Annotated in this window: 19 protein-coding genes and 2 pseudogenes; 9 read left to right on the top strand and 12 right to left on the bottom strand. The window is 68.8% G+C overall.

The window, feature by feature from the left end:
• The first annotated feature begins 1 nt into the window (after position 1).
• From ACGFMK_RS20375 to ACGFMK_RS20385, 3 genes and pseudogenes are all read left to right on the top strand, one after another.
• On the top strand, positions 2–394 hold the full coding sequence (locus ACGFMK_RS20375; protein ID WP_392765206.1) for a hypothetical protein: 393 nt from the start codon (positions 2–4) through the stop codon (positions 392–394).
• On the top strand, positions 391–2,010 hold the full coding sequence (locus ACGFMK_RS20380; protein ID WP_392765208.1) for a hypothetical protein: 1,620 nt from the start codon (positions 391–393) through the stop codon (positions 2,008–2,010). The genes ACGFMK_RS20375 and ACGFMK_RS20380 overlap by 4 nt, the downstream gene beginning before the upstream one ends.
• Before the next feature lie 60 nt (positions 2,011–2,070).
• Positions 2,071–2,225: pseudogene (locus ACGFMK_RS20385) on the top strand (IS5/IS1182 family transposase); the annotation flags it as partial.
• Here the strand turns inward: ACGFMK_RS20385 and ACGFMK_RS20390 are convergent.
• The 11 genes from ACGFMK_RS20390 to ACGFMK_RS20440 form a co-directional block, all read right to left on the bottom strand.
• Complete coding sequence (locus ACGFMK_RS20390; RefSeq protein WP_392765248.1) at positions 2,220–3,803, bottom strand: GIY-YIG nuclease family protein; 1,584 nt, start codon at positions 3,801–3,803, stop codon at positions 2,220–2,222. The pseudogene ACGFMK_RS20385 and the gene ACGFMK_RS20390 overlap by 6 nt on opposite strands.
• Positions 3,804–4,871: 1,068 nt before the next feature.
• Positions 4,872–5,701, bottom strand: a protein-coding gene (locus tag ACGFMK_RS20395) for an IS5 family transposase (RefSeq protein WP_392765211.1) whose coding sequence is annotated in 2 segments (ribosomal slippage) — positions 4,872–5,341 and positions 5,341–5,701 — 831 coding nt in all. Because the reading frame shifts where the segments join, the coding sequence is not laid out codon by codon here.
• A gap of 170 nt (positions 5,702–5,871) precedes the next feature.
• A complete protein-coding gene (locus tag ACGFMK_RS20400) occupies positions 5,872–6,396 on the bottom strand; it encodes a hypothetical protein (RefSeq protein ID WP_392765213.1) in 525 nt (174 codons plus the stop codon).
• Positions 6,397–7,296: 900 nt separating this feature from the next.
• Positions 7,297–8,298: a hypothetical protein gene (locus ACGFMK_RS20405; RefSeq protein WP_392765216.1), complete on the bottom strand. Its 1,002-nt coding sequence runs from the start codon at positions 8,296–8,298 to the stop codon at positions 7,297–7,299.
• A gap of 859 nt (positions 8,299–9,157) precedes the next feature.
• Positions 9,158–10,645 carry a recombinase family protein gene (locus tag ACGFMK_RS20410; RefSeq protein ID WP_392765219.1) on the bottom strand — a complete coding sequence of 496 codons (1,488 nt, stop codon included), beginning with the start codon at positions 10,643–10,645 and terminating at the stop codon, positions 9,158–9,160.
• A gap of 587 nt (positions 10,646–11,232) precedes the next feature.
• Positions 11,233–11,481, bottom strand: coding sequence for a hypothetical protein (locus ACGFMK_RS20415; protein WP_392765222.1), 249 nt, complete (start codon positions 11,479–11,481; stop codon positions 11,233–11,235).
• Between the two features lie 44 nt (positions 11,482–11,525).
• On the bottom strand, positions 11,526–11,939 hold the full coding sequence (locus ACGFMK_RS20420; RefSeq protein WP_392765224.1) for a hypothetical protein: 414 nt from the start codon (positions 11,937–11,939) through the stop codon (positions 11,526–11,528).
• A 2-nt stretch (positions 11,940–11,941) separates the two neighbouring features.
• Positions 11,942–12,736, bottom strand: a complete 795-nt coding sequence (locus ACGFMK_RS20425; RefSeq protein ID WP_392765227.1) for an alpha/beta fold hydrolase — start codon at positions 12,734–12,736, stop codon at positions 11,942–11,944.
• Positions 12,733–13,506, bottom strand: a complete 774-nt coding sequence (locus ACGFMK_RS20430) for a hypothetical protein (RefSeq protein ID WP_392765229.1) — start codon at positions 13,504–13,506, stop codon at positions 12,733–12,735. Before ACGFMK_RS20430 ends, ACGFMK_RS20425 begins: the two co-directional genes overlap by 4 nt.
• 487 nt (positions 13,507–13,993) lie before the next feature.
• Positions 13,994–15,037: a TRM11 family SAM-dependent methyltransferase gene (locus ACGFMK_RS20435; protein WP_392765230.1), complete on the bottom strand. Its 1,044-nt coding sequence runs from the start codon at positions 15,035–15,037 to the stop codon at positions 13,994–13,996.
• Positions 15,034–15,966, bottom strand: coding sequence for a hypothetical protein (locus ACGFMK_RS20440; protein WP_392765232.1), 933 nt, complete (start codon positions 15,964–15,966; stop codon positions 15,034–15,036). Before ACGFMK_RS20440 ends, ACGFMK_RS20435 begins: the two co-directional genes overlap by 4 nt.
• 281 nt (positions 15,967–16,247) lie before the next feature.
• On the opposite strand from ACGFMK_RS20440, the gene ACGFMK_RS20445 reads away from it, so the two are divergent.
• The 5 genes from ACGFMK_RS20445 (at position 16,248) to ACGFMK_RS20465 (ending at position 22,781) form a co-directional block, all read left to right on the top strand.
• Positions 16,248–17,186, top strand: a complete 939-nt coding sequence (locus ACGFMK_RS20445; protein WP_392765234.1) for a sigma-70 family RNA polymerase sigma factor — start codon at positions 16,248–16,250, stop codon at positions 17,184–17,186.
• 137 nt (positions 17,187–17,323) lie between these two features.
• Positions 17,324–17,680 carry a pilin gene (locus ACGFMK_RS20450; protein ID WP_392765251.1) on the top strand — a complete coding sequence of 119 codons (357 nt, stop codon included), beginning with the start codon at positions 17,324–17,326 and terminating at the stop codon, positions 17,678–17,680.
• A 15-nt stretch (positions 17,681–17,695) separates the two neighbouring features.
• Entirely contained in the window at positions 17,696–19,900 is a 2,205-nt protein-coding gene (locus ACGFMK_RS20455; RefSeq protein WP_392765237.1) for a hypothetical protein, read from the top strand.
• A 12-nt stretch (positions 19,901–19,912) separates the two neighbouring features.
• Positions 19,913–20,983, top strand: a complete 1,071-nt coding sequence (locus tag ACGFMK_RS20460; RefSeq protein WP_392765238.1) for a PrgI family protein — start codon at positions 19,913–19,915, stop codon at positions 20,981–20,983.
• A 4-nt stretch (positions 20,984–20,987) separates the two neighbouring features.
• Complete coding sequence (locus tag ACGFMK_RS20465) at positions 20,988–22,781, top strand: VirB4 family type IV secretion system protein (protein ID WP_392765241.1); 1,794 nt, start codon at positions 20,988–20,990, stop codon at positions 22,779–22,781.
• 17 nt (positions 22,782–22,798) lie between these two features.
• Here the strand turns inward: ACGFMK_RS20465 and ACGFMK_RS20470 are convergent, their stop codons facing one another.
• Complete coding sequence (locus ACGFMK_RS20470) at positions 22,799–23,545, bottom strand: HEAT repeat domain-containing protein (RefSeq protein WP_392765244.1); 747 nt, start codon at positions 23,543–23,545, stop codon at positions 22,799–22,801.
• A gap of 110 nt (positions 23,546–23,655) precedes the next feature.
• On the opposite strand from ACGFMK_RS20470, the pseudogene ACGFMK_RS20475 reads away from it, so the two are divergent.
• A pseudogene (locus ACGFMK_RS20475) lies at positions 23,656–24,434 on the top strand (type VI secretion protein); the annotation flags it as partial.

Consider the following 24,434-nt stretch of genomic DNA (forward strand, 5'->3'; position numbering starts at 1 on the left):
CGTGGACATGGGCGACGATGTCGCAGTCCGGGACGGGCTGCGCGCGCAGCTGCGAGCCTTGGTGGCGCAACGGGAAGCGGACGAGAAGGCCGCGGCCGCGCTCGGCCGTGTGCGGGCCGAGATTGCCGCAACCCGCCGCGATCGGGACGCGGAGATGTCGGCGGAGATGGACGCGGCGCGCCGGGAGATCGACCTGGCCTGTATCGACGCGGAGGAACTCGCGACGCGGGTGGGCCGCTTGTGGACCCGCGTGCAGGTGGCCGGGCTCGGGGAGAACGACCCGCGGATGCACGCAGCTCGCCGGGTTGTCGAGGAAGATTTCCGGGCCGCGATGGAGGCCTTCGCCGAGGCTGTCAACAGCGACGACGAGGCCGAGGGCGAGGCTGGCTCGTGACGCGCGGCAAACGCGCCAGGGCACGGCAAGGACGAGCCGAGCGCGCCCTGCGGGAGGAGATTGCCTGGCTGCGCGAGGAGATCGACCTAGAAACCAGGCGGGCCGCACAGGCCCGTGCGGCCGCCGAGCAGGTTGCCGAGGCGCGGGAGCAGCTGGCACAGGAGCGGAGGCTGACCGCGCGCCGGCTCGCGCCCTACGCCGCCGAGGCCCGCCGCCGTGCCGAAGGCGCGATCCGGACCCGGGAGCAGCTCAAGGCGGTGGCCCGCAAGGTCCGCGCGGTCGACGAGGAGCTGACCGGCGCGGTGGGCGATTCGGACAGCATCAGCGAGATCCAGCAGGCCGGGGTGCCGGTGTCGTTTCCGGGCCTGCATTCCTCGGCCAGCGACCGCTACCGGCAGGTCTGGCTGAACAAGCGGATCGGCACGCCCATGCCGCAGCGGCAGCTTTCGCTGCGGGGATGGATTCCCGACGACGTCGAGGAGAACCCGGACGAGTTCGCCGGCTACGCCTACACCTACCCGGTGGACGTCACCCCGCAGGCCTGCTGGGCGTGGGCGATCCCGCCCTGGATGCGCATCCCCACCGACGAGAGCGACGCACCCGAGTTGCGGACGCAGTTCGGCGCAATCGGCGCCGGCGCGCCGCAGCGGACGATCCCGGACTTCCCGATCGGCGTGCCGGCGCTGCGCCGAGACATGCTGATGATGGCGCCGTGGCGGCACCTGCCGCTGATCTCCCATCCCGGCGACGCGCTGGACCTGGGCTACTGGTATCGACGCAGCACCTGGGCCCAGGACTGGCATCGCGACGCCGAGCCGGTCCCGATGTGGCTGCCCGCTGAGCACTCCAGCAGCTTCCCCGCCGCCCGGGCGCTGCCGGACGAGGTCGACCTGCGGCTGCCGTTCCCGGCAGTGTTCGCGGTGCTGTCCACCCCGTGGCGCATCGACCCCCACCCCGACGCCGGCACGCACCCGCTGCTGAGCCAGCACCCGCTGTTCATGCACGCCCGCGGCCGGCTCGGGGACGACCTCATGCCGCCCACCCTCGAGGAAGTCCTCGGCCGGCTGCAGGCCACCGGCCTCACCGACCGCGGCGACCTCCCGTCGCCACTGGAGTTCCTCGACCGCTACGGCGGGTACGTCGAAGGTGTGCTGCTCACCGCCGACGAGCACGGCGTCCCCGGCGACGACATCGCCTGGTGCGTAGTGATCTACCACCCGATGGGGATGCCGCTCGGCCGGATCACGATCCCCGCCTCCCGGCGCCACGCCACCTGGCGACAGCAGGTCGACAACCTCATCGCCGGGATCGCACTCAGCTGCTGGCACGAAACCACCACCCTCCCGGCCCGGCTCACCGGAAAACCCCGCATCGGCGCGGCCACCACCGACCCCGGTGCCCTGCATGTCATCGACATCGACGCCACCTCACCTCACCGTGCTCACCCCGACGGCGAGGAGAACGGCGCCGCCGTCCGGCCGCACCTGCGCCGCGGCCACTGGCGCCACCAACGGATCGGGCACGAACGCCGCGAACGCAGGTGGACCTGGGTCCGCGCTACCGCCGTGCACGGCGGTAGCGCCGGGCGCGGCCAGGTCTACATCCTGCGCGCCTAACTGAGGGCCGTCTCGTAACCCGGTGACAGGTGTGTCCAGGTGATCGTTCGTCATGGTGGGATGCCGGTGATCACGGCATCGCGGTCGGAGTTGATCGCACCGTTCACCGGCCTACAGCCTGGCCAGTTCCGCAAGCTCGTGCGCGTCGTGGCCCAGCGTGGCGGGACGAGATCGCCGACGGCTGCCCCGGCCGGCAATGGCGGCTGGACCTAGCGGCGATGCTGGCGTGGCTGCAGTTGTGTCAGCCAGTGGCTCGGCTCAGCTCGATGTGTCGCTGGCCGAGCCCAGTCGCTATCCGGGTCGGGATTTCGGGGTGCCCAGGAGCGGGGAGGACCTAGCGCGAGTACCTCGCGGACCGCTGCGATCATCGCCGGGGACGATGACCGGGTCACTTGGTTGAGCAACAGCGGAAATCCGTCGGAATCGAGCATCGGGTTCCAGGTCCGGCTGGTGACCTGACAGAAATCGTGGATTTCGAAGACCACGTTGGCGAGTGCGCCAGTGCCGCCTTGGTCCGACAGCCAACTTAGCCGGTCGCCAGCCATGAGCCGCTCCCGACCGATCAGTATTCCGTTGGGTGCGGTGTTGTCCCGGTCGAAGAAAGGCACCGGGTCCTCGCATCCGCCGGGGTCACCGTCGCTCATGCCGCTGACCCGCCCGGGATCGTCGGTGACAAGCAGCTCAATGATGTCCCCGTCGCCATGTGCTTGCCAGATGTCGACGACGGTCGCGCTGGACGACATCAGGCCGTCCGTGTAGGCGGTAGTGGCGAAAATCTGGTCGGCCTTCAGCGGCAACGTGACCCGGTCACCTGAGCGTAGCCGATGCAGGACCGGAAACGGCTCCCAGCAACCTATTCCGGTCACCAGCTCCTGGCAGTACCGGATCGCTTCCTCGGCGGTCTTTTGGTCAACGTAAAAGAATTCCCGGTTGGCGGAAACTCGGTGGGCTGCCAGTAGCCGGTGGACGGCTTGCTCCACCTCCTGTGCACGTGGCGTAGCGGTCCGGAAGAGGACCTCGAACGGGAATGGAACCGAGGTCCGTGAAAGATCGTCGGCTCGGTCTTCCGAAAGCTGCTGTGTCTGGCCGATCTTGAGCATATGCGGGAAGGCTGGGTTTCGCTGGATGTATACAAACCCGTTTTTATGGCGAGTGCGCGCTGGCTGCTCCATGGCGGGTACGTGCCTAACTGGCCGTTGGACCCGGGTGAAGGCTGCCACGGTCGTCGGAGGGTCCGCGGTATCGAAGGTGATCCCTCCCGGTGTGCTGGCGGGCTCGGCGATCACCAGCTCGCGCGCGGACAGCCAAGAGTCGAACTGATAGCCGCTGACCGGCCATGACCCCGCGCCACTCCCGACAATTCCGATGCTGGCGTCATCTGGCTCCCAGCTACCCGGTGGGCGTGCTTTCAGAGCCTTCGAGGCGACGTCGGTCAGAAATTCCGTCAGCTCACGGCCAGCCGTGACGCGCAGGGTGCCTAGATGGACCGGGTGCGCATTCTCGTCCTGTTCGTAGTCAGGTTCCCTGAGTACGTCGACGCAGATTTTCCCTCGCCGAGCGATCAGCAGCAGCTCGCTGGCGTGGACCGGGTTGGTCAGATCGAACGTGAGGTGGGCACGCAGGCCCGGTGATTGCGTTCGAGGCTTACGGCAGACCAGGTCCAGGCGATCCGGTTGGGTTTGATCACGTTCGAAACCGAGAGGCAGAGTCCCCTCTTCGAGGGCACCGACTGCGGCGTGTTCCTGACCGTCGTCGCGTACGGTGATAGCCGCCCAAGGCAGCGGACCCCACATACCGTGAGCGATGACCGAGCCGGCCTGTGAGGGACGTGCCGCGGCGGCGCACGACCAGTTCAACAACGCAGCCAAGCATCCGTCCCGGAGGCGTTCGTCGTCACTACGTTCGCGCAACAGGTCACGTTCGAGAGTGCTTAGCCCTTGAGTTGCCGCGCGTACCTGATCAAGATGGTGATCGATGATCTCCAGGGCGCGGGCCGCCAGCGGCTCAGAGATCACGTCCGGAGGGTTGCGCAGGAACCGCTGAGCCTCGGTACCGCGGATCAGGTCGCCACCGACCTCGAACAGGTGCCCGAGATTCGAGGGGCTGAACGGCAAGCGGTCTGCCCACCACTGCCAGGCCCGCGCCGTCGCAGGATTGCTGCCGAGGCTAAACGCCGCAATATTGGCAACCCGAGCGTCGGGCTCATTCTTCAGAGTTTCCCATATGTTCGGGTGGTACTGCAACGGATCCGGCGGGCGTGACAAACAAGTGCCAAGCCAGTCGCGATCTTGAACACCCCAGCATAGCGCCAATTCTCTGCGGACCTGGGTTTTTCGGATCGAATTGAGGCGCCGCGACGACCAGACCTCCAGCAGGAGCCGATAGGTACTCTCCGGGCTCCACGCACGCAGGCCGTAACCAAACAACTCGACTGAGTTAGCAATGCCGCCGCTTCCCAACTGCTGGTGGACCTTGTCAACCACGTTGGCCAGTTGCGAGAGGTGTGGTTCTTGCTCGACGATGGCTGGACTGGACGACAGCAAGCCGACGATGTCATCCCTCGTATGGCCATCGGCAGCGAGAGCAGCGGCACGCGCGACCAGCAGGGCACGCACCAGACCAGACTCGCCAAGACCGGGAGCGATCCTCACCGGGTCGAGCGCCGGGTGCCCGTCCAGCCCCCCAACTACCCCCGCGCAGACCGCCGAAACCCATCGTTCCCGTTGTTCGGCGTGATGCTCCCTCGACGACACGGAGCAAGTGTCCTCCAGCCAGGTTGGCGGGGTAACCAGGGGTTGGGGTGATGACCATTCCACAGCGTTGGATATCGCGCATTCAGGCTCTCCACCTTAGAGCTTGTCTCATGTGGTGAGTTTGCGGAGTTTCTTGTGGCAGGTGAGGGCGGCGCCGAGGAGGAGGAAGGCGAGGAAGTGTTCGGCTTTGCGTTCGTAGCGCAGGGTGAGGCGGCGGTAGCCGGTGAACCAGGCCATGGTGCGCTCGATGACCCAGCGGTGCCTGCCGAGTTTCTTGCTGGTCTCGATGCCTTTGCGGGCGATGCGGACCTTGATGCCGCGGTCGCAGACCCAGCGCCGCAGGTCGGGTTGGTCGTAGGCCTTGTCGGCGTGCAGCTTGGCGGGTTTGCGCCGGCGTGGGCCGCGCCGGGACTTGATCGCCGGGATTGCCATGACCAGGGGTTTGAGGGCATGGATGTCGTGGGTGTTGGCCGCGGAGACGGCCACGACCAGCGGCAGCCCCGCACGGTCGGACAAGGCATGGATCTTCGAGCCGGGCTTGCCTCGATCGACGGGGCTCGGGCCGGTCAGGGATCCCCTTTTTTGGCCCGTACGCATGCACTGTCCACGATCGCGCGGCTCCAGTCGATGAGGCCCTGGCTGCCGAGTTCGTCGAGGACCGCGTGGTGCAGTCGGCGCCAGAGCCCATCTTGGGTCCACTGGCTGAAGCGGCGGTGCGCGGTCTGGAACGGCACCCCGAACGACGGCGGCAGATCCCGCCACGCGCAGCCGCTGGTCAGCACGTACACGATCGCCGTGAACACCGCACGAGCCTCCACCGGAGCCGTGCCGCCTCCTTGCGGACGCGGCCGGAACTTCGGGATCAGCGGCTCGGCCAGTGCCCACAACTCGTCCGGCACCAACCGCAGCGACAACCGATCAACCACGAGCAAGATCATGGCTCACGAAGCATCGATCACCACGTAAGGCACGCTCTTAGTCAGCCCAGCAATCGCCCTTCTGCGGTGCAGGTTCGAGCGCTCCGGGCAGTGCGCCGTCGATTTTGGCGTGGTCGCACAGAGCCGCCATCTCGAGCTCACCGATGATGTCCCGGCCTTGGAGAGGGCCGTCAGGTCGGTTGCCGAGTTCCGCAGGTCGCACAGGTGATCGCGCTCAGCGTGCAGTCGTGGCCGCAGGAGCCCCAGTCGCGACAGCGGTGGCATTCGGCGGCCTCGTGCTCCAGGCGGGCTGGCGCCCAGCAGAAATTGCAGCGCCACAGGCCATCGGCCTCGCGCAGAGCGACGGCCTGGTCGTTCCAGACGAAGTGGAAAGCACCGTGTCGGCGGTAGCCGCCGCGACGCATGCGAATGGTGTCGCCGTCGGCACCGTGCAGCTGGTGTGCGTCATAGTCGGCGGTGACCTGCAGAAGCCCGTCTTGGCCGGCGCGATGTTCGAGCAGCGCCTGGTCGAGGTCGGCGACCGCGACCGTCCAGCGGCCGTTCACCTTCCGCGCCGGCACACTGGCCGGACCCACGAAGATCACGCCGTACCGCTGCGCGCTCGAGCGGTACCACTGCAGAGTGTTCGCCGGGGATCCCGGCTCGCGCCGGTAGCGGGCGACGGCGTCGGCGAGGGAGATCCGGTCGGTCGTCATCGGCTCGTGTCCTCATCTGCACTGCACAAAGGTGGGTGCCCGCCGGGTGGCGGCGCAGCGACGCCACGGGCGGGGTGTGCGCATCGAACCACAATTCGGCTTCGGCGACAGGCGTCTGACCGGCGCACGCGGTGGCGTGCAGGCACCAGCGGCCGACGGCGGTCATCCTTGCCCGCCGAGATAACTGCGGCGAGCTGCGTCAGATCGGGTTGTCCTTGCTGCTGGCGCCGGCCCTGCGAACCGAGGTCGATGAACGATTCAGGCCCACGGGGCAGCCTGCGGTCCAGGTCTCGACGCGCGTGTTCAGTCGCGCACCGAGCACCTGCCCATGCACCGCGTTTGTTCGATATGCCCGAGTCTGTCGACGTCCGTGATTCGATCAAGCTGAGCTTTTCCGGCTTGGGGAAGAACCCGGAGAGCAGCTCCCACGGTGGGTTCGGTGGCCCAGCGGTATGTGCGGCGTCCCACGCGCCCTGGAGGAGTTGGATCACACCTGACCGTCGACGCCCGCGGAGTCGCTGAACCCAACCCACACGGGGTTCGCTAGAGTAGCGGCGGAGTCACAGCGCGAGACTCCTGCCGCCGTCGTCGCCTTCCCCTCCGCCATATGGAGCACACAGCCCGACCCGAGCGGTCTAGCAAAGCCAACGGTGCTGCTATCGCTTTGCTACACCGTGACGTATACGTGCTTCGGGGGGCCGCTCCCAAATCGTTAGTAAGGCGACGCCGACTCGAGGTGCCGAGCAGCATAGGGCGTCGCCGCGGGCCGTAACGGCCCCGCCCTGGTGCCGGTGACCGCCTGGTGCCGCGGCAAACGCGGCACCAGCCGGATCGGCTACCCAACCACATGACCGAGCGTGTCTCGAGCGCAGCGATCATCCCGCAACCGCTGTGCCACGCCTAAAACGGTGGTTCGTCCGGCCAGGTGGACGGCGCGACCGCGGTCGGCAGGGCAGCGGCGGGCAGGGGGAGGTTGGTCACGACGAACAGGTCAAGGATGTCGTTGCGGTCCATGAAGATGACCGACCGTCGCTGCGTGGCGTCAAGCTTGTTGCCAAGCCAGGCACGGGCCTGCTTGGTGATCTCGCCGCCAGCGACGATGAAGGCGTGGTCGACCAGGACCCGCTTGCCGAACTCGGGGTCGAAGATCTCGTGACCGAGCATCATGAGCACCTGGTTGTAGATCTCGGCGATGTTGGCGTTGCTCGTCCGGGTGGCGCCGGCGGCGTCCAGCTTGCCTTTCTTCGCCTGAAGTCCGAAGTACAGGACGTGCTGGGTGGGTAGGGTGAACTTCATCCAGACGTCCTTGCCGTACTCGAGCGCCTTGTCCTTGTGTCCGGCCGCGGTGACACGGTGGAACCCGAGCTGGCGGTACAGCGGCAGCAGGATCTCCTCGATTAGGTCGTCCTCGCTGGCGGTGTCGAGGTACGCGGCCAGCTGCGCGCGACGTTCGACTTCCGCCGCCGAGAACGGCCGGTGTGGGTTGAGGTCGAAGGCCGTCGTGGTGTTGGTCGCGATGTGGCGCAGGTAGCAGCGGCGGTCCGAGGCGTAGTAGGCCTCGAAGCCGTCCCGGGCCAGTGCGGCGTTGAGCATCTGCAGTGCGCCCGAGCGGTCCTTGTCGTCGTTGAAGGCGTCAGCGGGATCCATCAGCACCTGAATCACCCGCGCGAAGCTCGCCGGCACGGTACCGGCACCGGTATGAGGCTCGGCGAGGATCTTCTCCAGGGTGTCAGCCACCCACCACTGCCGGGTCGAGCCGTCGTGCTCATAGTCGGTGTCGGCGTCGGCGAAGAACTCGGTGAGGAACGAGCTGCTCCGGTACCGGAAGTACGACGTCTCAGCTGGGAAGTTCCCGCAGATCAGGTCGGCGATCTGCATCAGGGTTCGTCGCTTGAACCGCATTCCGGCTCCTGCTTGTCGTCGAGTCTTCGGCCTCCCTCACGCTACTTCCGGGCCAACGACGACCGCCCGTTCGGCACGCCAGTGAAATCGGAGACGCAACGGAGCCCCCAGCAGCCATTCACAAGAGCAAACACTACTCAAAGGTGACGAAACTGCAGGTCAGACGCATGATCGGTGGTGGGCCGCCTGGAGCTCGAACCCAGAACCTACGGATTAAGCCCGCAGGTTGCGCGAAGTCGCGCCGGCGTACTCGCCGGGCAGCAGGGTCTCAAGCTGGCGGGCGTCGCCGCAGACGACCTGGCCGTCGTGGTCGTGGCCGCGCTTACGCCCGAGGCGGAGGTTCGCGCAGGCGATGTCGGCCCAGCGGTCAGAACTCGACGCCGACCGCGCTCCGGCCGAGGCCGATCGCCTCGACCAGCGTGGTGCCGATCCCGCATCGGTATAACACCAGCTCCCCCCGGCTTCGTGTAGTGCTCGATGGCGTGCGCTGCGACGCGGGCAGTATTTTGGCCGGGTGCACGCGGAGGGAAGCTTAAGCAGCGCAGGTAGACCTTGGGCGCATCAGGACTAGATCGAGCTCGCGGTGCGTAGGTTACCGGTGCTGGCGGCGCTGAGCCGCGAGAACGCCGGAGCGTACATGCTCTGGCAGCTCGGCGACGGACACCTCGATGCGCTGGTCGTGTAACGCCGCGGTCTGGCGAGCTCGGCGACTTCCAGCCGATAGTGCGCTTCCCGAACCCGCCCTTTCCGCGATAGCTCAGGCCAGCGAACTGCACACGACGATCGACGTCAGCAGCGACCTTAGGTCCAGGGCTCACCTCGCCGACTGCCCAGACATGACCCAAAGGACTACGTGACTTCAGAGAAGCTCGGTCCAGGTGTGCCGACTCTCGGCCGCCAAGGTTTGCTGGCTTGCAGCCTGCGAAATGATGACGGCTGTCAGCGTCGCCGTGTTGGGATCGAACTGGAGGGCAAGTCCGAGCGCGCGGTACACGTCGGCCGTCCTCGCGGTGTCCTCGCGTTGGCATGTAACTGGTAAGCCAGCCAACTGTTTCGTCGCGATCCACGGATCAACCCGTTTCAAGACGGCATCCTCACGGAGGTAGACCGAGGCCGGGTGGTCAGCCAGGCTCGCTCCGGTCGGCAGCTTCCGAGCCAGGCAACGGTAGTAGATGCGACCGCCGTTGACGGAACCCTCCATTTTGCGGCCACAGAGTGCGCAGCGGATCATCCCGTGGAAGCGATACTGGTGCGCCGTACGGCGCGCGGTGCGTTCGATCATGCTTCCGCCACGAGCCTTGGCTCGGCGTAGCAGTTGAACTTGGGTGAAGTCGGCCACCGAGACGATGCCCGGGTGTGCAGGTCGCTCCGAGCGCACAACGTCGCCTGGATCGGCTCGACGGAACCGAACGGCATGGCCGGCGGCCACGTCGTCGGGGTCAAGTAGGACATCGTGCTTCGTCCAGCGGCCGAACACGGCGTAGCCCGTGTAGCGCGGGTTCTCAAGGATTGCGCGAACGGTGCTGGCCTGCCAGCCGTCACCCCGTCGGTGGCGGTTCTGTGCCGGACGTCGCGCAGATGGGCACGAGATCCCGTCGCGGTTCAGGGCTGCCGCGATCTCGCGGTCGGTGTGACTATCCAGGTAACTTGCGAAGATTCGCACCACGACCGCCGCCGCGTCGGGGTCGAGCTGCAGCACCCGGAGGTGAAGGCCTTCGGCTGCTTTGCGCGGATGCGGGTGCAGGCCGCCGTCGACCACGACGTAGCCGTAGGGAGCCCGGCCGCCCTGGTGTCGGCCCTCGTTGCGAACCTGTGCGTCCATCGCCGCGCGTACCCGCAGCTGGACGTGCCGACGTTCGGACTCGCTCATCCCGCCGAGCAGGCTCATCAGCATCGCGTGCGACGGGTTCCGCGTCTCGTACCGCCCGCCCAGCTCGGGCACCCACAGGTCAACGCCGTACGCCGCCAGTCTTGGCGCGGTCAGAGAGAACTGGTTGCCGAACCAGCACCGTGTCCCTTCGCCGACCACCAGGGCGCCCCACCCGCGGTTCCGGTCTTTCAGGTCGAACAAGAGTCGCGCGGCAGCCGGCCGCAGGTGCCACGGCACCGAGCGGGACTCGCCGACGTCGAAGTACTCAGCAACGATCCTTCCGCCCTGCGGCTCGATGAACCGCCGGGCGTTGCCCAGCTGCCAGCCTCGCGAGGTCTGCGGATCCTGGTTGTCTTCCGTGGAGCATCGGCCGTAAAACGCAGTGGCATCCACGGTCACATCAACTGGCTTCGCCGCTCCCCTGCTCCACAACGCGTCCAGGGCAGCCCACGGATCATGCTCAACGCTGCTGGTCACGGCCGCCTCCGATCCGCGCGGAAGTCCGACTCGCGCTCGCCGCCAGCCTCAGATGATCAGTGTCGCCCCCGCGGGAACGACGCAGACGCGATGTTCACTCCGACGAGTGACCGTCACGCGGAGGGCACCTCTGCGAACGGTCGTGGCCGCCCAGGTGCGAAACTGGGCGAAACGTGACGAATCAAGGAGCGCGGCGTGGTCTCTGACGCCCTCGAAGGACCGGTCCCGGCGTCGGGCGGACGAGGCCAGGCGATCCTCGGCCTGCTGGACAAGGCCATCGGCGCGCAGGCACCGCTGGTCGGCAAGAACATCGTGCGGGCGCGCCAGCGCAACCCAGAGGCGACACCGGCGGAGGTCGTCCGCACCTTGGAGAAGATGTACGTCAGCGCCCTGGCATCAACGGGGGCCGCAGTCGGGACCACCGCGGCCGCGCCCGCTGTCGGCACCGGGATCGCACCGGCGCTGTCAGCGGGCGAATTCTTCTCCTCGCTCGAACTTCCTCTGGCACATCGGACGCATCGACACGTTCCGCTGGTGAGCGGGCCAGAATCGCACAGGCGCGCAGTCCGGCCCAGCACAACTTTGGATCAGCGGCTCGCGCTGAAGATCGTTGCGCGCACAAGGGTCGGAGAGAACGTCGTCACGAGCGCGGCCGCGCGTTCGGCCAAGCCGTCGTCGTGGTCGCCGGACTGGTCCTCCGACCGCAGGCTCGCGGCGATGCTCAGGGTCACCAACCCGGTGTCCATCAGGCCGGAGATGTCCAGGCTGCGCGTCGGACCCGCCGGACGCCGCAAGGCACCGCGCGGAGTCGCGGTGGCGATCTCGCGCCCGGTCATGGGACCCTTCCCGGATCGTCGGAGTCGGACACCCGGATCCACGCTCAGCCCTGGGTCGGGGATCCCTTGGGGATACCCCCGTCGGAACGGCGCAGCTGCTCGAGATCCGCGATGATCTTCACCAGGAGTTCGTCCCGCTGTGCATCGGATGCCTGTACTGCGAGGGCGAACCGGTCGTGGATCGACTGGTACCCGTCACGCAGCCGAAGGTGGTAACGCCAGCGCTCACCGAAGTTCAGCGCACGCTCGGCCCCGATCAGGAAGGCCGCGAGGCCGGTGAGCACCCGGGACAGCCACGAGATGTCGTTCGGCCAGGTCACCGTGGCGGCGACGATGGTCGCCGCCAGAGCCAGGAGCGTTCCGCCGTTGAAGAGGAACGAATCCAACTTGGGGTTGTGCTGGGAGATCGACCGGGTGATCGAGGCTTCGATCACCCCGTAGTTCGCGTCCGGCACCATGTTCACTCCACCTCTCTCACAGCTGGCGTACGCTCGGCCGCCACGTTCGTCGCCGGGACCCTCCCGGAGACGGAGTGATCCATCGCCCAGGCCACCGCTTGAGCGGTCGCGGGCACCTCCCAGTGGGTGTGGTGGTCGAACTTGCAGTCACGGTGCTGCCAGCCACGAGACCACGGCTGACCGCTCAAGCCGACGGCTTCGACCAGCGGGGCGTAAGGGTCGGCGAGCTTCTGGCCGATCTTGAAGACGCTCCGGAGTACTTTGTCATCCGGGCTGTACTCGACCGCTTCACGGAGAGCAAGCTGCGGGCGGCTGAACTGACCGCCACCGACCATTTCGTTGACGTCCACCGCGGCCCCCAGCAGGACCAGGCCACGCAGTGTGCCGGCCCCTTGGAGCCGGTCCGCGGCCGCAAGTGCCACCGCCGAGCCCAGTGAATGGCCGACAAGTACGACCTCGCTGCCATTTCTTCCGGTCAGGTAGTTGCCAAGCTGCCTGCCGGCGCGCTCGGCGCGACCCACCATCGCCGGGTAGGTGATTTTCGACAGAATTCGCCAACGAAACCCAACACTCGGCCACAGGTAGACACCTTTCTGCACCCGGTCCATGAGTGCCCCCTTGAACAGATTCCCCCACAGGGTGTCCGCCTGGAAAATTGCCCGTTCCCGGTCGACGTTGAAACCATGGATGAAAACCACCCGGACGTATCCGCCGAGCGGCCGGCCTTCTTCGACGACGAAGCTGTCCCGGAGACCACCACGTGACTCGCCACAGAGAGTCAGGATGAAGTCGTTCACCGACGAGCTCCCCGCTCCACCAGGCGGACCAGGTCCCGCACCGTCCACGAAACCGGACCGCCGACGACGAGGCCCAGCACCAGCCCCACCGCGATCCCCGAGAACGAAGCACCGGTCGCCCACACACCCAGCGCCGAGAGCACACCGGCCGCCACAGCCGACGTCGCACGCAAGAGCGTGTACCACCGCGTGGTGGCGTCGATCTGGAATGCATCGACTTGCCGTTCGATGTACTCGAAGATCGCCGAAGGCTCTACTCCACCCTCTGAAGTACGTTCAACCTCACGAATGACGACGGACCAGAACAGACCTACTCTTTTTCCCGTGAGCCGGTCACGGGCGTCATGTCGCGAATCGTCCTGAAGCAGCACCCGAACCTGTTCGCGCAGCGATTGAGCGACCTGAGATGCGACCTGCCGGATACTACCCCGGTACGAGATGATCATCGGCACCCCGACGCCGAGATCGACGGACTCCCCGTCAAACCAGAGATTCACCCGAGAACGATTGAACCTCGCCGACAAAGCGGAAAGCTTCTTGACGAACTCGAGCACAGCGCAGGCAACCAGCCCGGAGGTGGCCGCCACCACGACGAGATGCCCGAAATCAGGCTTCACACCCTCCGACGCGACCGGCGGGATCCACCGACCCGCACCGCCCGCCAAGAGAAGCACCGCCGCGACGACAACAGAGATACCCAGCAGGAGCAGAGCTACGAAGCCGCCCCGGGTTACCCCGCGAGACAGCAATCTGCTGACCAACCTGTTCATCTTCACCCCTTCCGGCCAACTGGACCGCGGGCAGCGAGGGGCCACCGCATGCGAAATGACGACTCCGGTAGAGCGTCGCCAAGGGTCGCAGCGGGCCTTTCGGCGACATTCAGTGCAGTGGAAGGTCGCGTCGGCCACTCTGCGTGTTACGTCGCCGGGAACGCAGTCACCGGACTGTGATCAACCTCGGCTCACATCGGCGAACTCTCCACTACCGTACGGACCGAATTGAAGAGGGTACGGACCAGGCCGTTGGTCTCCCCCGGAACCGGTGCGCTGGCTGGCTGCGCGACATGGACGCCATCGGCTTCGGCTTCGGCTTCGGCTTCGACACCTGAACCAGATCGCAATGCCACGGATCCCGATCTGGGCGGCTCCGGTGGCGCCAAGCGGATGCAGCCACCGTGACGGGTCGAGGCTTCGCGGCCGCGAAACGTCTCATGCGGTCCAGGGCCCTGGTCCGATCGCGCCGTATTCGTGGCGTGCGTCAACCCCGCGGAGCGCGCCTCCGATTCGCGAGAAAGTCGCTGTTCCCGGGCGCCCTGAGGACGATGACGTCCTCGTGAGCGATCAGGTGCAGCAGCAAACCGGCCTCGCGTTGTTTGCGGATGAAATCGCGCTGGAAGAAGCTGCCCCGCGCGACCAGCTCGTTCTCGGCGACGCGGGCGAGCAGGGCGACACACCGCTCGACTGGCACCAGCCCCGCTGCGGCACCACAGGCGATGACCTGGGACGGGAGGTCAATCAGCTCGGCGTGCTCGCGCCACGGCCGGACCGTGATCGCCACGTGGCCGCCTGGGTGCAGGACACGGGCGCACGCGGTGAGAATGCGGGTGAAGCCGGCCAGCAGGCGGTGGTGACCGATGTTCGACAGGTTGCCGCGGTCCAGCGCGCTGCCATAGCGGTAGTGCCGCTTGCTGACCTTGCCGTTCTCGGTTTCTTTACCCATTCGCACCAGCCCGTGCACCGACGGCCCGTACGGCGGCGACGTCACCACCAACGCCACCTGCCCGACATACTCCGGCGGCAGCAGCGTCTCGAGCTGGCGGGCGTCACCGCGCACGACCTGGCCGTCGTGGTCGCGACCGCGCTCGCGCGCGAACCGCAGGTTCGCGCGGGCGATGTCAACCCAGTGCGGCTCGTACTCGACGCCGACCGCGCGGCGCTCGAGCTCGATCGCTTCGACCAGTGTCGTGCCGATTCCGCACATCGGGTCCAGGACGACGTCGCCTGGCCTCGTGTAGTGCTTGATGGCGTGCGCGGCGACGGCGGGCAGCATCTTCGCTGGGTGCGCGGTCGACTCTGGCACGTACCGGCCCTTGCGCTGCGCGGCCGGGGACGTCTGCGCGGTCGCCCACAACGACACCGGCAGCTTGTCTTCGGCGGCCTGCGTACCGGCGGGTGGGGCGGTGTCGAGGGCGTCGATGAATGCGCGGGACAGCGGCATGGTCGGCTCGTCGACCGACGGGTTCGGAGTGCTCGGCGGCGTTGCGGCCATGGCGGGATGCCTGCCTTTCGCGTGGTCGGTCATCGGAGGTCTTCGCGCTTCGTGGCGTCGGCGTGCGCCTGGGCGAAAATGAGCACGTCGCCGTGCGCGCGGACGTGCGAGGTCGACGTGCCGGACGTGTGCGTGCGAGCGCCGTCGTCGGGTACCGGTGATCGCGGAGCCTGCAGCTGCCCGTTGCGGATCGGGGTGAGCAGGATGACGACGTGCTGGAGGTAGAGCAGGTCCGCGTTCTGCGCGGCGGCGATCATCGCGCCGGACGGGTCGGTCAGCCGTCCCGTTGACCAGTCGCTGTGCGTGTAGACCGCGAGGATGCCGCCGAAGGTGAGTGCCTGGGCCGCGGCGAGCGCGACCGTTTCGACGGAGCCGTCGGCTCCGCAGTTCGCGGGCAGGGTCGTGATGATCAGCTCGGCTTGAGGGTCGCCGACTGCCGGTGACTGGTCATTGGTGCGGTCGGTGCTCTCGCTTGGCTGCGCGGAGTCGCGGGAGTCGGTGACGAACCCGGCCCAGAATGGCCTCGAGAGCGACGACGTCTCCGCGGCTCGGCCGAGCGGAACGACGTCGACCTCCCGCCCCAACGCGAGCACGGCGTCTCGCGCAGCCGCCAGCTCGGCGGCGCCAGTCTGGTGCTCGGCGTCGTTCGGCCACGGGGCGAGCAGGACCCGGGCGCCGGCTGCGGAGAAGCTCGTGGTGATCGTTTCGATGATCGGCACCGGCCAGATGTCCGCCGGGTCGATCGGTTCCGGCCCGGTCGTCCACACCGTTGGCGGGATGACGTCCTTCTTGTCCGCGCGAGGCGCCTTGTTCGTCGTCGTTCGGCGGGGGCGGCCGCTTGTGGTGGCGGGGTCGGGTGCGCCCGGGTACGGGACGCCGTTGACGCGGCGGGTCCGGGGTGGACGGGTGGAGTCGTCTCGGTTGGACGGTCGGTCGGCCGCGGGCGGCGGGCGGTGAGTCACGAGCTGACCTCCGGTGGCGAGTACCGCCGGGGTCGACCTCGGCGGCGTGTGCGCTGTCGTCGGCTAACTCCGGAAACGAGGTCGGCAAGAGACACCGTCATCCCCAGGCGATTTGCCGGATCGCCGTCGCGAGGTCACGCACCGAATTTCGGGCGCCGTGAGCTGGGCTGAAACGCCGTTGAAACGGTTGCGAGGCGCTTCTGACCTGGGCGTGAAGCGGTTTTGAGGCGGTCCGGCTGACTTCCTGGCGACGTCACATTCCGCCGTCCAGGAGTGCCGTCATGAACTCGAAGAACCCCTGCGCCGAGCCCGGCGTCTTCGACGTCGCCCGCACCGCGTTCGCGTGGCTCGTCACCGGACCCCACCCGGTCAGCCTCGACGGCCGCCACGTTCGCGGTCTGCCTCCGCGGCTTGTGCCGCTGGACGAGGTCGGCGCGCTGCTTCGCGCCAAGGGCTGTCCACAGGAGACCCGGGATGCGGTGTGGACGGAGTTGGTGAAGCGCTCGCGCGCCGAGGGTGGCACGTGGACCGTCGGCTGTGTCGGGCTCGCTCTGCCGGTGCTGATTCCGGTCGCGGCGAGGTTGACGAACCGGTTCCGTGGCGAGGTCCACGACATCCACGCCGCGGTGATGACCGGCTTCCTCGAAGCGCTGCCCGACGTCGACCTCACCCGGCCGGCGATCCTCGTGCGGCTGCGGTGGGCTGGGTTCCGTGCGGGACACCGCGCGCTGCGCGATGCCCTCGACGCCGCCGCACCGGTCGCCGATCTCGGCGTGCGCGTAACCACCGAGGAACACGTCGGCGGGCATCCCGACTTCGTTCTGCTCGCCGCGGTCGACGCCGGCGTCCTCACCGCGGCCGAAGCTGCGCTGATCGGGGACACGAGGTTCGGCGAGCTGTCGCTGGCCGACGCCGCGAACGCGCGGGGCCAGGCGTACAAGGCGACGCAGCAAGCTCGCCACCGCGCCGAGGCGAGGCTCGCCACCTACCTCGAAACCGTCGGCGAAGACGGCGCGTCGTTGCCGCGGGACCGCTGCGGCGAGCCACGCAACGGGACGCGGCGCAGCGCGCGGCGGGCGGAGAAGTCGCGGCGTCCGATGTCTCCCCGGCCGCCGAAATCCGGAGTTGGTGAACGCGGGGCCCGACTGCCCGCCTGCCCTCACCCGACCCGGTCCGAACTGGAACCGGGCGCCGTTCAGGAGGCATCCACATGCGACTGACCCCGACCCGCCCCAGCCACGGCCACCCCCTGCGAGCCCTCGATCGACGCCCACCGAACCGCCGCTCGTTCCGCCTGACCTACCGGCAGCCAGCTCGCGTCACCAGTTGCCCGCGCACCGCGGTTGTGCCGGAAGCTCTGACCTCTGCTCCACGGCGCTCACGTCGCTGGGTCCTGCTGGCCGGCGTGCTGGTCGCCTCGGCGCTGCTGCTCGGCGGGTCCGCGGCGCACGCCGAGACCGTCCAGTACGTCGCGCTCGCACAGTCGGTCGACCAGGTCCTGTCCAACATCCGCGCCTGGATCATGGGGATCCTCGCCGGCGTCGCGCTGGTCTTCCTCACCATCGGCGGGCTGCGCTACCTCATGGCGTCCGGTGACCCGGGCGAGATCGAGAAGGCGAAAGGCTCGTTCAAGGCCTCCGGCGTCGGGTTCGGCCTGGCGGCGCTCGCGCCGATCGTCGTCGAGATCCTCAAGACGATCGTCGGCGGGGTGTAGACGATGTCGCGCCGCATGATCGCGCCGGACTGCTCGGACGAAACCCGTCGACCGTCTCGTGGTGGACGCCGCACTCGCTGGCTTGTCGTTTTGGCGGTGCTGCTGGTGACCGCGGTCGGTGGGGTCGCCTCCAGCTCGGCCGCGACCGGTCCGCGGCACGCAGCCACGCTCGATCACGCCCAACCACCGCTGCCGCTGCCGCCCAACCCAAGTTGCGCACCCGATTCAGCGGAACCGGCGTGTCACCTGCCGAGCGCAAGCGCGATTCCGCCGATTCCGACAGTCCCGTTGCCGCCGATCACCGCGCTGCCGGTTCCACCGTCGTGCTTCCCCGGCTCCCTGGCACCCGACTGCGCGGCCCCAGCCGACAGCACCGCACCGTGTCGGGGCCCGAACTGCATCCCACAGCCCTCCGCGCTCGTCCCGAGCACCGTGCCGCCGGCGCCGGTACCCGACGGTGCCGGCGGCGACGCCGCGGAATGCGGGCTGACGAGCCTCACCGGGTGCATGATCGTCGCCGCGAGCGCGTTGTTCGCCGCGGTCGTCGCGGCCGGGTTGAACCCTTTGCTGGACCTGCTCGGCAAGACGCTGCTGACTACCCCAGAGCCGGACCAGCTGCCCGGGCTCGGCGCCGCCTGGACCGGCTCGTGGCACATCCTGCTCACCGCCTACGTGATCTTGGTGCTGCTGGCCGGGTTGATCATCATGGGATACCAGACGCTGCAGGCCCGCTACACAGTCAAGGAACTCGCACCCCGGCTCATGGTCGGATTTCTCGCCGGGACGCTGTCGTTATTTCTGGCGACCAAGGGCATCCAGATTGCCAACGCCCTCTCCGCCGCGGTGCTGGGCGAGGGCACCGATCCGGCCGCGATGACCCGCAGCTTGATCACCATGGTGCAGGGCTCGCTGCACGGCGGCGGCCTGTTCCTCGGCGTCCTCGGGCTTGGCCTGGTGGCGATGCTGCTGGTGCTGCTTGTGGTGTTCGTCGTGCGGGTGATCGTGACGATCCTGCTGATCGCCGGCGCGCCGATCGCGTTGATGTGCCACGCCCTCCCCCACATCGAAGGCATCGCCTACCTCTGGTGGAAAGGCGTCGGCGGGGTACTGGCGATCCAGGTCGGGCAGTCCTTGACGCTGGTGGTCACGGTGAAGGTCTTCTTCGCCCCCGGCGGGTTCACGATCTTCGGGCCGTCGATCTCGGCGCTGGTGAACCTGCTGCTGTGCATCGCGCTGATGTACGTGCTGATCAAGATCCCGTTCTGGTTCCTCGCCCCGCTGCGTTCCGGCCGCGGCTCGATGCTCGGTCGCCTCGCTCGTGGCGTGATCGCGTACAAGACGATGGGCCTGCTGGCCGGCGCCGGCGCGGCCAGCAAAGGCAACGGACGACCTCGCGCCGGCGCACTCGGGCCGCCGGCGGATCCGCCCGCGACGCGGTCGGGGCAGTTCATGCTGCCGATGCGGACGCGTCGCGTCGCGAGGCCGTTCCCGACTCCGCGACGCGGCTGGGACGAACCTGCGCGGGCAGACGCGCTCGACGGGCGCGGCCCGGGGCTGGGGCAGCTGTCGCTGTTCACGCCGAGCGTCCGCGACGGCGAGGCGGGCGTGCGCGCCAACCCCCGTGCGTTGCCGCTGACAGATCTGCCGAACGCGTTGCCGGCCGATCAGCTCGGGCTGCCGATGACCGTGCGCCGCGACCCGGACCGGGTACCGCGACGCACCCTCGCCGACGACCTCGCCGCTCCCCCGGCGGCCGGCGTGCCGCGCCGGCAACCCGGCCTGCTGACCTCGGACGGACGGATCAACCGCAACGCTCGCCCGCTGGCGACGCTGCCGAACGCGCTGATCGCCCCGAGCGCCGGGATGCTGCCGATCCACCTGCCCCCGCAACCGCCGCGCCCCGCGCGGCGAAGCCTCGCCGACGACCTCGGCGACCCCGCCCGGACCAACCGCGCGCCACAGACCGGGCCGGGTCTGCTCACGCCGTCGGGGCAGCTCAACCGTAGCGCCCGCGCGCACCGACGTCCGGCTCCCGACGCCTTCAGCGGCAACCGGCCGCTCGCATCCGGGCAGTACCCGCTCCCCCTCGGCCTCCGCCGCCAACCGAAACCCGCGCCAGCACCAGAGCCTGAGCCCACGCCGCCGCGCAAACCGGCCGGGACGCAATTACCGCTGCCACTGGACCTGCCGCCCCGGCGGCGCCGCCGGAAGTCGAAGTGAGGTACCGCCGTCATGTCCCGTCCCGTGCGCATTCCCGCCGACGTCGACCGCCCCGACCGAGTGCTCGGCCCGCTGACCGCGCGGCAGCTGACGATCCTCGGCGTCGCCGGGCTGCTGCTCTACGCCCTCTACGGCGCCACCCGCAGCGTCCTGCCGCTGCCGCTGTTCCTGCTCGTCGCGATACCGGTCGGGCTGGCCGTCACGGTGATCGCGCTCGGCCGCCGCGACGGCGTGGCGCTGGACCGGCTCCTGCTGGCCGCGATCCGGCAGCGCCGCACACCTGGTCACCAAGTCTCCGCGCCCGAGGGCGTCCAGCCGGCGCCGGAATGGCTCACCGCCGCCACCGCGCACGGGCGGCGGTCGCGCGAGGACGTCGCGCCGACGCCGCTGCAGCTGCCTGCTCGCGGCGTCACGAACGGGAGCACCGCCGGCGTCGTAGATCTGGGGCCGGACGGGCTGGCGGTGATCGCCGCGTGCTCGACGGTCAACTTCTCCCTGCGCACGCCCGGCGAGCAGGAAGCGCTCGTCGCGTCGTTCGGGCGGTACCTGCACTCGCTGACCGCGCCGGTGCAGTTCCTCGTCCGCGCCGAACGCCTCGACCTCGCACCGCAGATCGCCGACCTCCACGACCGGGCCGGCGGGCTGCCGCACCCGGCGTTGGAAGCCGCCGCACGGGACCACGCGGACTACCTCGCCCAGCTCACCCAGCACGCCGATCTGCTGCGCCGCCAGGTGCTCCTGGTGCTGCGCGAACCGACCCGCCCCACGGTCGCCGCGAGCACGAGTTCGGTGCTGTCGCACCTCCGACGCGATGCCCCGGCGCGCGAAGTCGATCCCGCGGCGCGCCACGCCGCCGAACAGCGGCTCACGCGGCTGCTCAACGAAGCCATCGAGCTGCTCACCCCCGCCGGCATCACCGTCACCGCCCTCGACGCCACGACCGCGACCCGCGTTCTAGCTGCCGCCTGCAACCCCGACACGTTCCTGCCGCCCTCGGCCGCACTCGCCGGTGCCGACGACATCGTCACCGCGACCGCCGGCACCGACGACGACCTCGACGACTACGAGACCGAAGGTAGGTGACTCGATGTCCCGCACCCAACCCAGTGGTCCGTCAGCTGGAGCATTCACTCCGGACGCGCTGTCGGTCGGCACCCGACACCTCGAGGTCGGCAACGAATGGGTCGCCTCGTTCGGCGTCACCGGCTACCCGCAGGAGGTCTACCCCGGCTGGCTTGCACCGTTGTTGACTTACCCTGCCCGGCTCGACGTCTCCGTCCACGTCCAACCGGTCGACCCGGCGACCGCGGCCAGCGGCCTGAAGAAACAACGGGCCCGTCTCGAGTCCTCTCGCCGCCACCACGCTCGTCACGACCACCTCGACGATCCGGATCTCGACGCGGCGGCCGAGGACGCCGCCGACCTCTCGCGGCGGATCGCCCGCGGCGAAGGCAGGCTGTTCAAGTTCGGGCTCTACCTGACCCTTCACGCACCCGACGAGGAGACGCTCGCCGAGGAAGTCTCGGCGCTGCGGTCGCTGTGCGCGTCGCTGCTGCTGGACGCCAAGCCGGCGACGTACCGGTCGTTGCAGGGCTGGGTCACCACGCTGCCTCTCGGCCTTGACTCCCTGGGTCTGAAGAGGACGTTCGACACCGCGGCCGTGTCAGCGGCGTTCCCGTTCACCTCCCCGGACCTGCCGCCGGTGGATCCGACGTCGACCGCGCCGAGTGGGGTGCTCTACGGCTACAACGTCGGCTCCCAAGGGCTCGTGCACTGGGACCGGTTCGCGTGCGACAACCACAACTCCGTCGTCTTGGGCCGTTCCGGGTCGGGAAAGTCCTATCTGGTCAAGCTCGAGACGCTGCGCAGCCTCTACCGCGACGTCCAGGCGTTCGTCATCGATCCTGAAGACGAGTACGCCCGGCTCGCCGCGCAGGTCGGCGGCGCCTACGTTCACCTCGGAGCGGGCGGCGTCCGGCTCAACCCCTTCGACCTGCCGATCCACGTCACGGCGTCCGGCCGGCGGACCGCACCGAGCGACGCGCTGACCCGGCGCGCGCTGTTCCTGCAGACGGTGCTCGCCGTGTGCCTCGGCACCGAGCTGACCGCCGGTGAACGCGCGGTCCTCGACACTGCCATCATCGCGACCTACGCCAGTGTCGGCATCACCACCGACTCGCGCACGTGGACGCGGCCCGCGCCATTGATGCGGGACCTGCGCGACACCCTCGCCGCCGGTGGAGACGATGTGGCCGCGGACCTCGCCGCCCGGCTGCACCCGTTCGTCGACGGTGCGTTCGCGGACCTCTTTTCCGGTCCCACGACCACGGCGCCCGACGGTCACTTCGTCGTGCTCTCCCTGCGGGACCTGCCCGACGAGCTCAAGGCAATCGGGACGCTGCTGACCCTCGACGCGATCTGGCGGCGGGTCTCCAACCCGGCCGACCGCCGGCGCCGGCTGGTGGTCGTCGACGAGGCGTGGCTGCTGATGCAGTCGCCCGAAGGCGCGAAGTTCCTCTTCCGGATGTCGAAGACCTTCCGCAAGCACTGGGCCGGACTCACGGTCGCGACCCAGGACATCGAGGACGTGCTGGGCAGCGACCTCGGCCGCGCAATCGTGGCCAACGCCGCCACCACTGTGCTGCTGCGCCAGTCCCCGCAGGCGATCGACGGCATCGCGGCGACCTTCAACCTGTCCGAAGGGCAGCGCCAGTTCCTGCTCACCGCCGACCGCGGCCAGGGCCTGCTCGGTTCCGGCACCGAATGGGTCGCTTTCCAGGCCCTCGCCTCACCGGCCGAGGACGTCCTGGTCACCACCGACCCCGAGTTCCTGGCAGGCCTGCAGGACTCGGGATCGAACCCGGATTGGGTCGAGCTATGACAAACCTGCGCGGTGATTCAGCGGTCGGACTCGTCGATCCACTCGATCGTCGCGACCACGTCGGCCTTGAGCGCCGCGCCGGCGGCGATGGTGACGGCTCGGCGATGAGCATCGTCGACCAACGCGGACCAGGGCTGCGCGAGGTCGAGCTCCGGTTCGATGTCCGGAACCGACATCCCGCGCCTCGGGTCGGATGCGACCTGCCAGAGCTGGAAGTAAAGCGTCGCCTGGTCGTGGGCGGCGAGGTCGTCGAGCACGTCGAGCAGCCGGGTCGACGGCCACGCCTCGGCGCCGTCGGACGTGGTGATCCGGAGCTCCGCCGTCAAGGGCGGGACGACGGGTTTCCGCGCGCCGAGAGCGGTCAGCGCGAAGCGCATGCCGGTCGGTTCGCTCCAATCCGGACGGACGCCGCGGCTCCGGCAGGCTTGATAGGCCTGCCGCAAAGCCGGAACGGCTTCAGGCACGGGGAAATCGGTGAGGGCGAGCGCGGCCCACTCCCGCACGGTGTCGTGCTCACTGGTCAGCAGGCTGATCAAGGGCTGTGCGGCGCGGGGGTCGCCGAGTTCTTCGATGATCTCGATGGCGCACAACTGCCCGTACCGGCTCAACGTCGGCAGGCATCGCAGCAGCGGCGCGATCACATCGGTCTCACGATGACCGCGGTAGATCAGCTCCGCCTGCGCATCCATCGCGTCCTCGGCACTGCTCGCGTCCAGTCGACGCACCACGCGCTCAAGATCTTCATCGTCGCCGGCGCGGGTCACGCTGCACGTCCTTCCAGCCATCGTCTGCGTCCTCGGATTCTCCGACGCGACGGCGTCGGAAGACAGCGAATTTCGTCAGCATCCGGCCAGCTGCGGAGGTCCACATGGTCATGATCAATCTCCATCAGGGCTGGATCGGAAGCTACCTGACCGACCCCTGGACAGCCCTCCACCAGGTCACCGCCGCCGCGATCGGGTGGGCGCTGAGCTGGGGGCCGGTTGTCGTGCCAGTACTCGCCGTCCTCGGCGCGGCGCAGGCGCTCGGTCGGCGCTGGTGGCGGCACCGCTGCCACGCCGCGCTGGTCGCCGACGCGCGATGCGTCACCGTCCTCGCCCCGCCGACCGTCGACCCCGCCGGGGGCGCGCTGCTGTGGTCCAACCTCGTCGGCCTGCTGCGGCCGAGCTGGCGGCGCTGGTTCGCCGGCCAGCCCCACCTCGTGTGGGAGTACCGCTTCTCCGAACACGGCGTCACCCTGCAGCTGTGGGTTCCCGGCGTGATCCCGCCCGGCCTCGTCGAGCGCGCCATCGAAGCCGCCTGGCCCGGCTGTCACACCCGAACCGTCGCCGCCGGGCCGCCGCTGCCCGAGCCCGGCGCCGACCGACGGCCTGTCACGGTCGGCGGCCAGCTGCGGCTTGCGCGCTCCGAAGCCCTTCCGATCCGGACCGGCTTCGACGCCGACCCGATCCGCGGACTGCTCGGCGCACCGGTCGGCCTCGGCCGCGACGAGTACGCCAGCGTGCAGGTCCTCACCCGGCCGGTCACCGGCCGGCGGGTCGGTCAGGCTCGCCGGGCTGCCCGGCGCGTGCACGCCGGCACGTCCGGCCGGCTCGGCGGACGCATCCTCGACCTGCTCACGCCCGGCACCTCGGCGACCCGCTCCGGGCGGCC

Source organism: Amycolatopsis sp. NPDC049252, from assembly GCF_043197175.1.
Taxonomy (GTDB): Bacteria; Actinomycetota; Actinomycetes; order Mycobacteriales; family Pseudonocardiaceae; genus Amycolatopsis.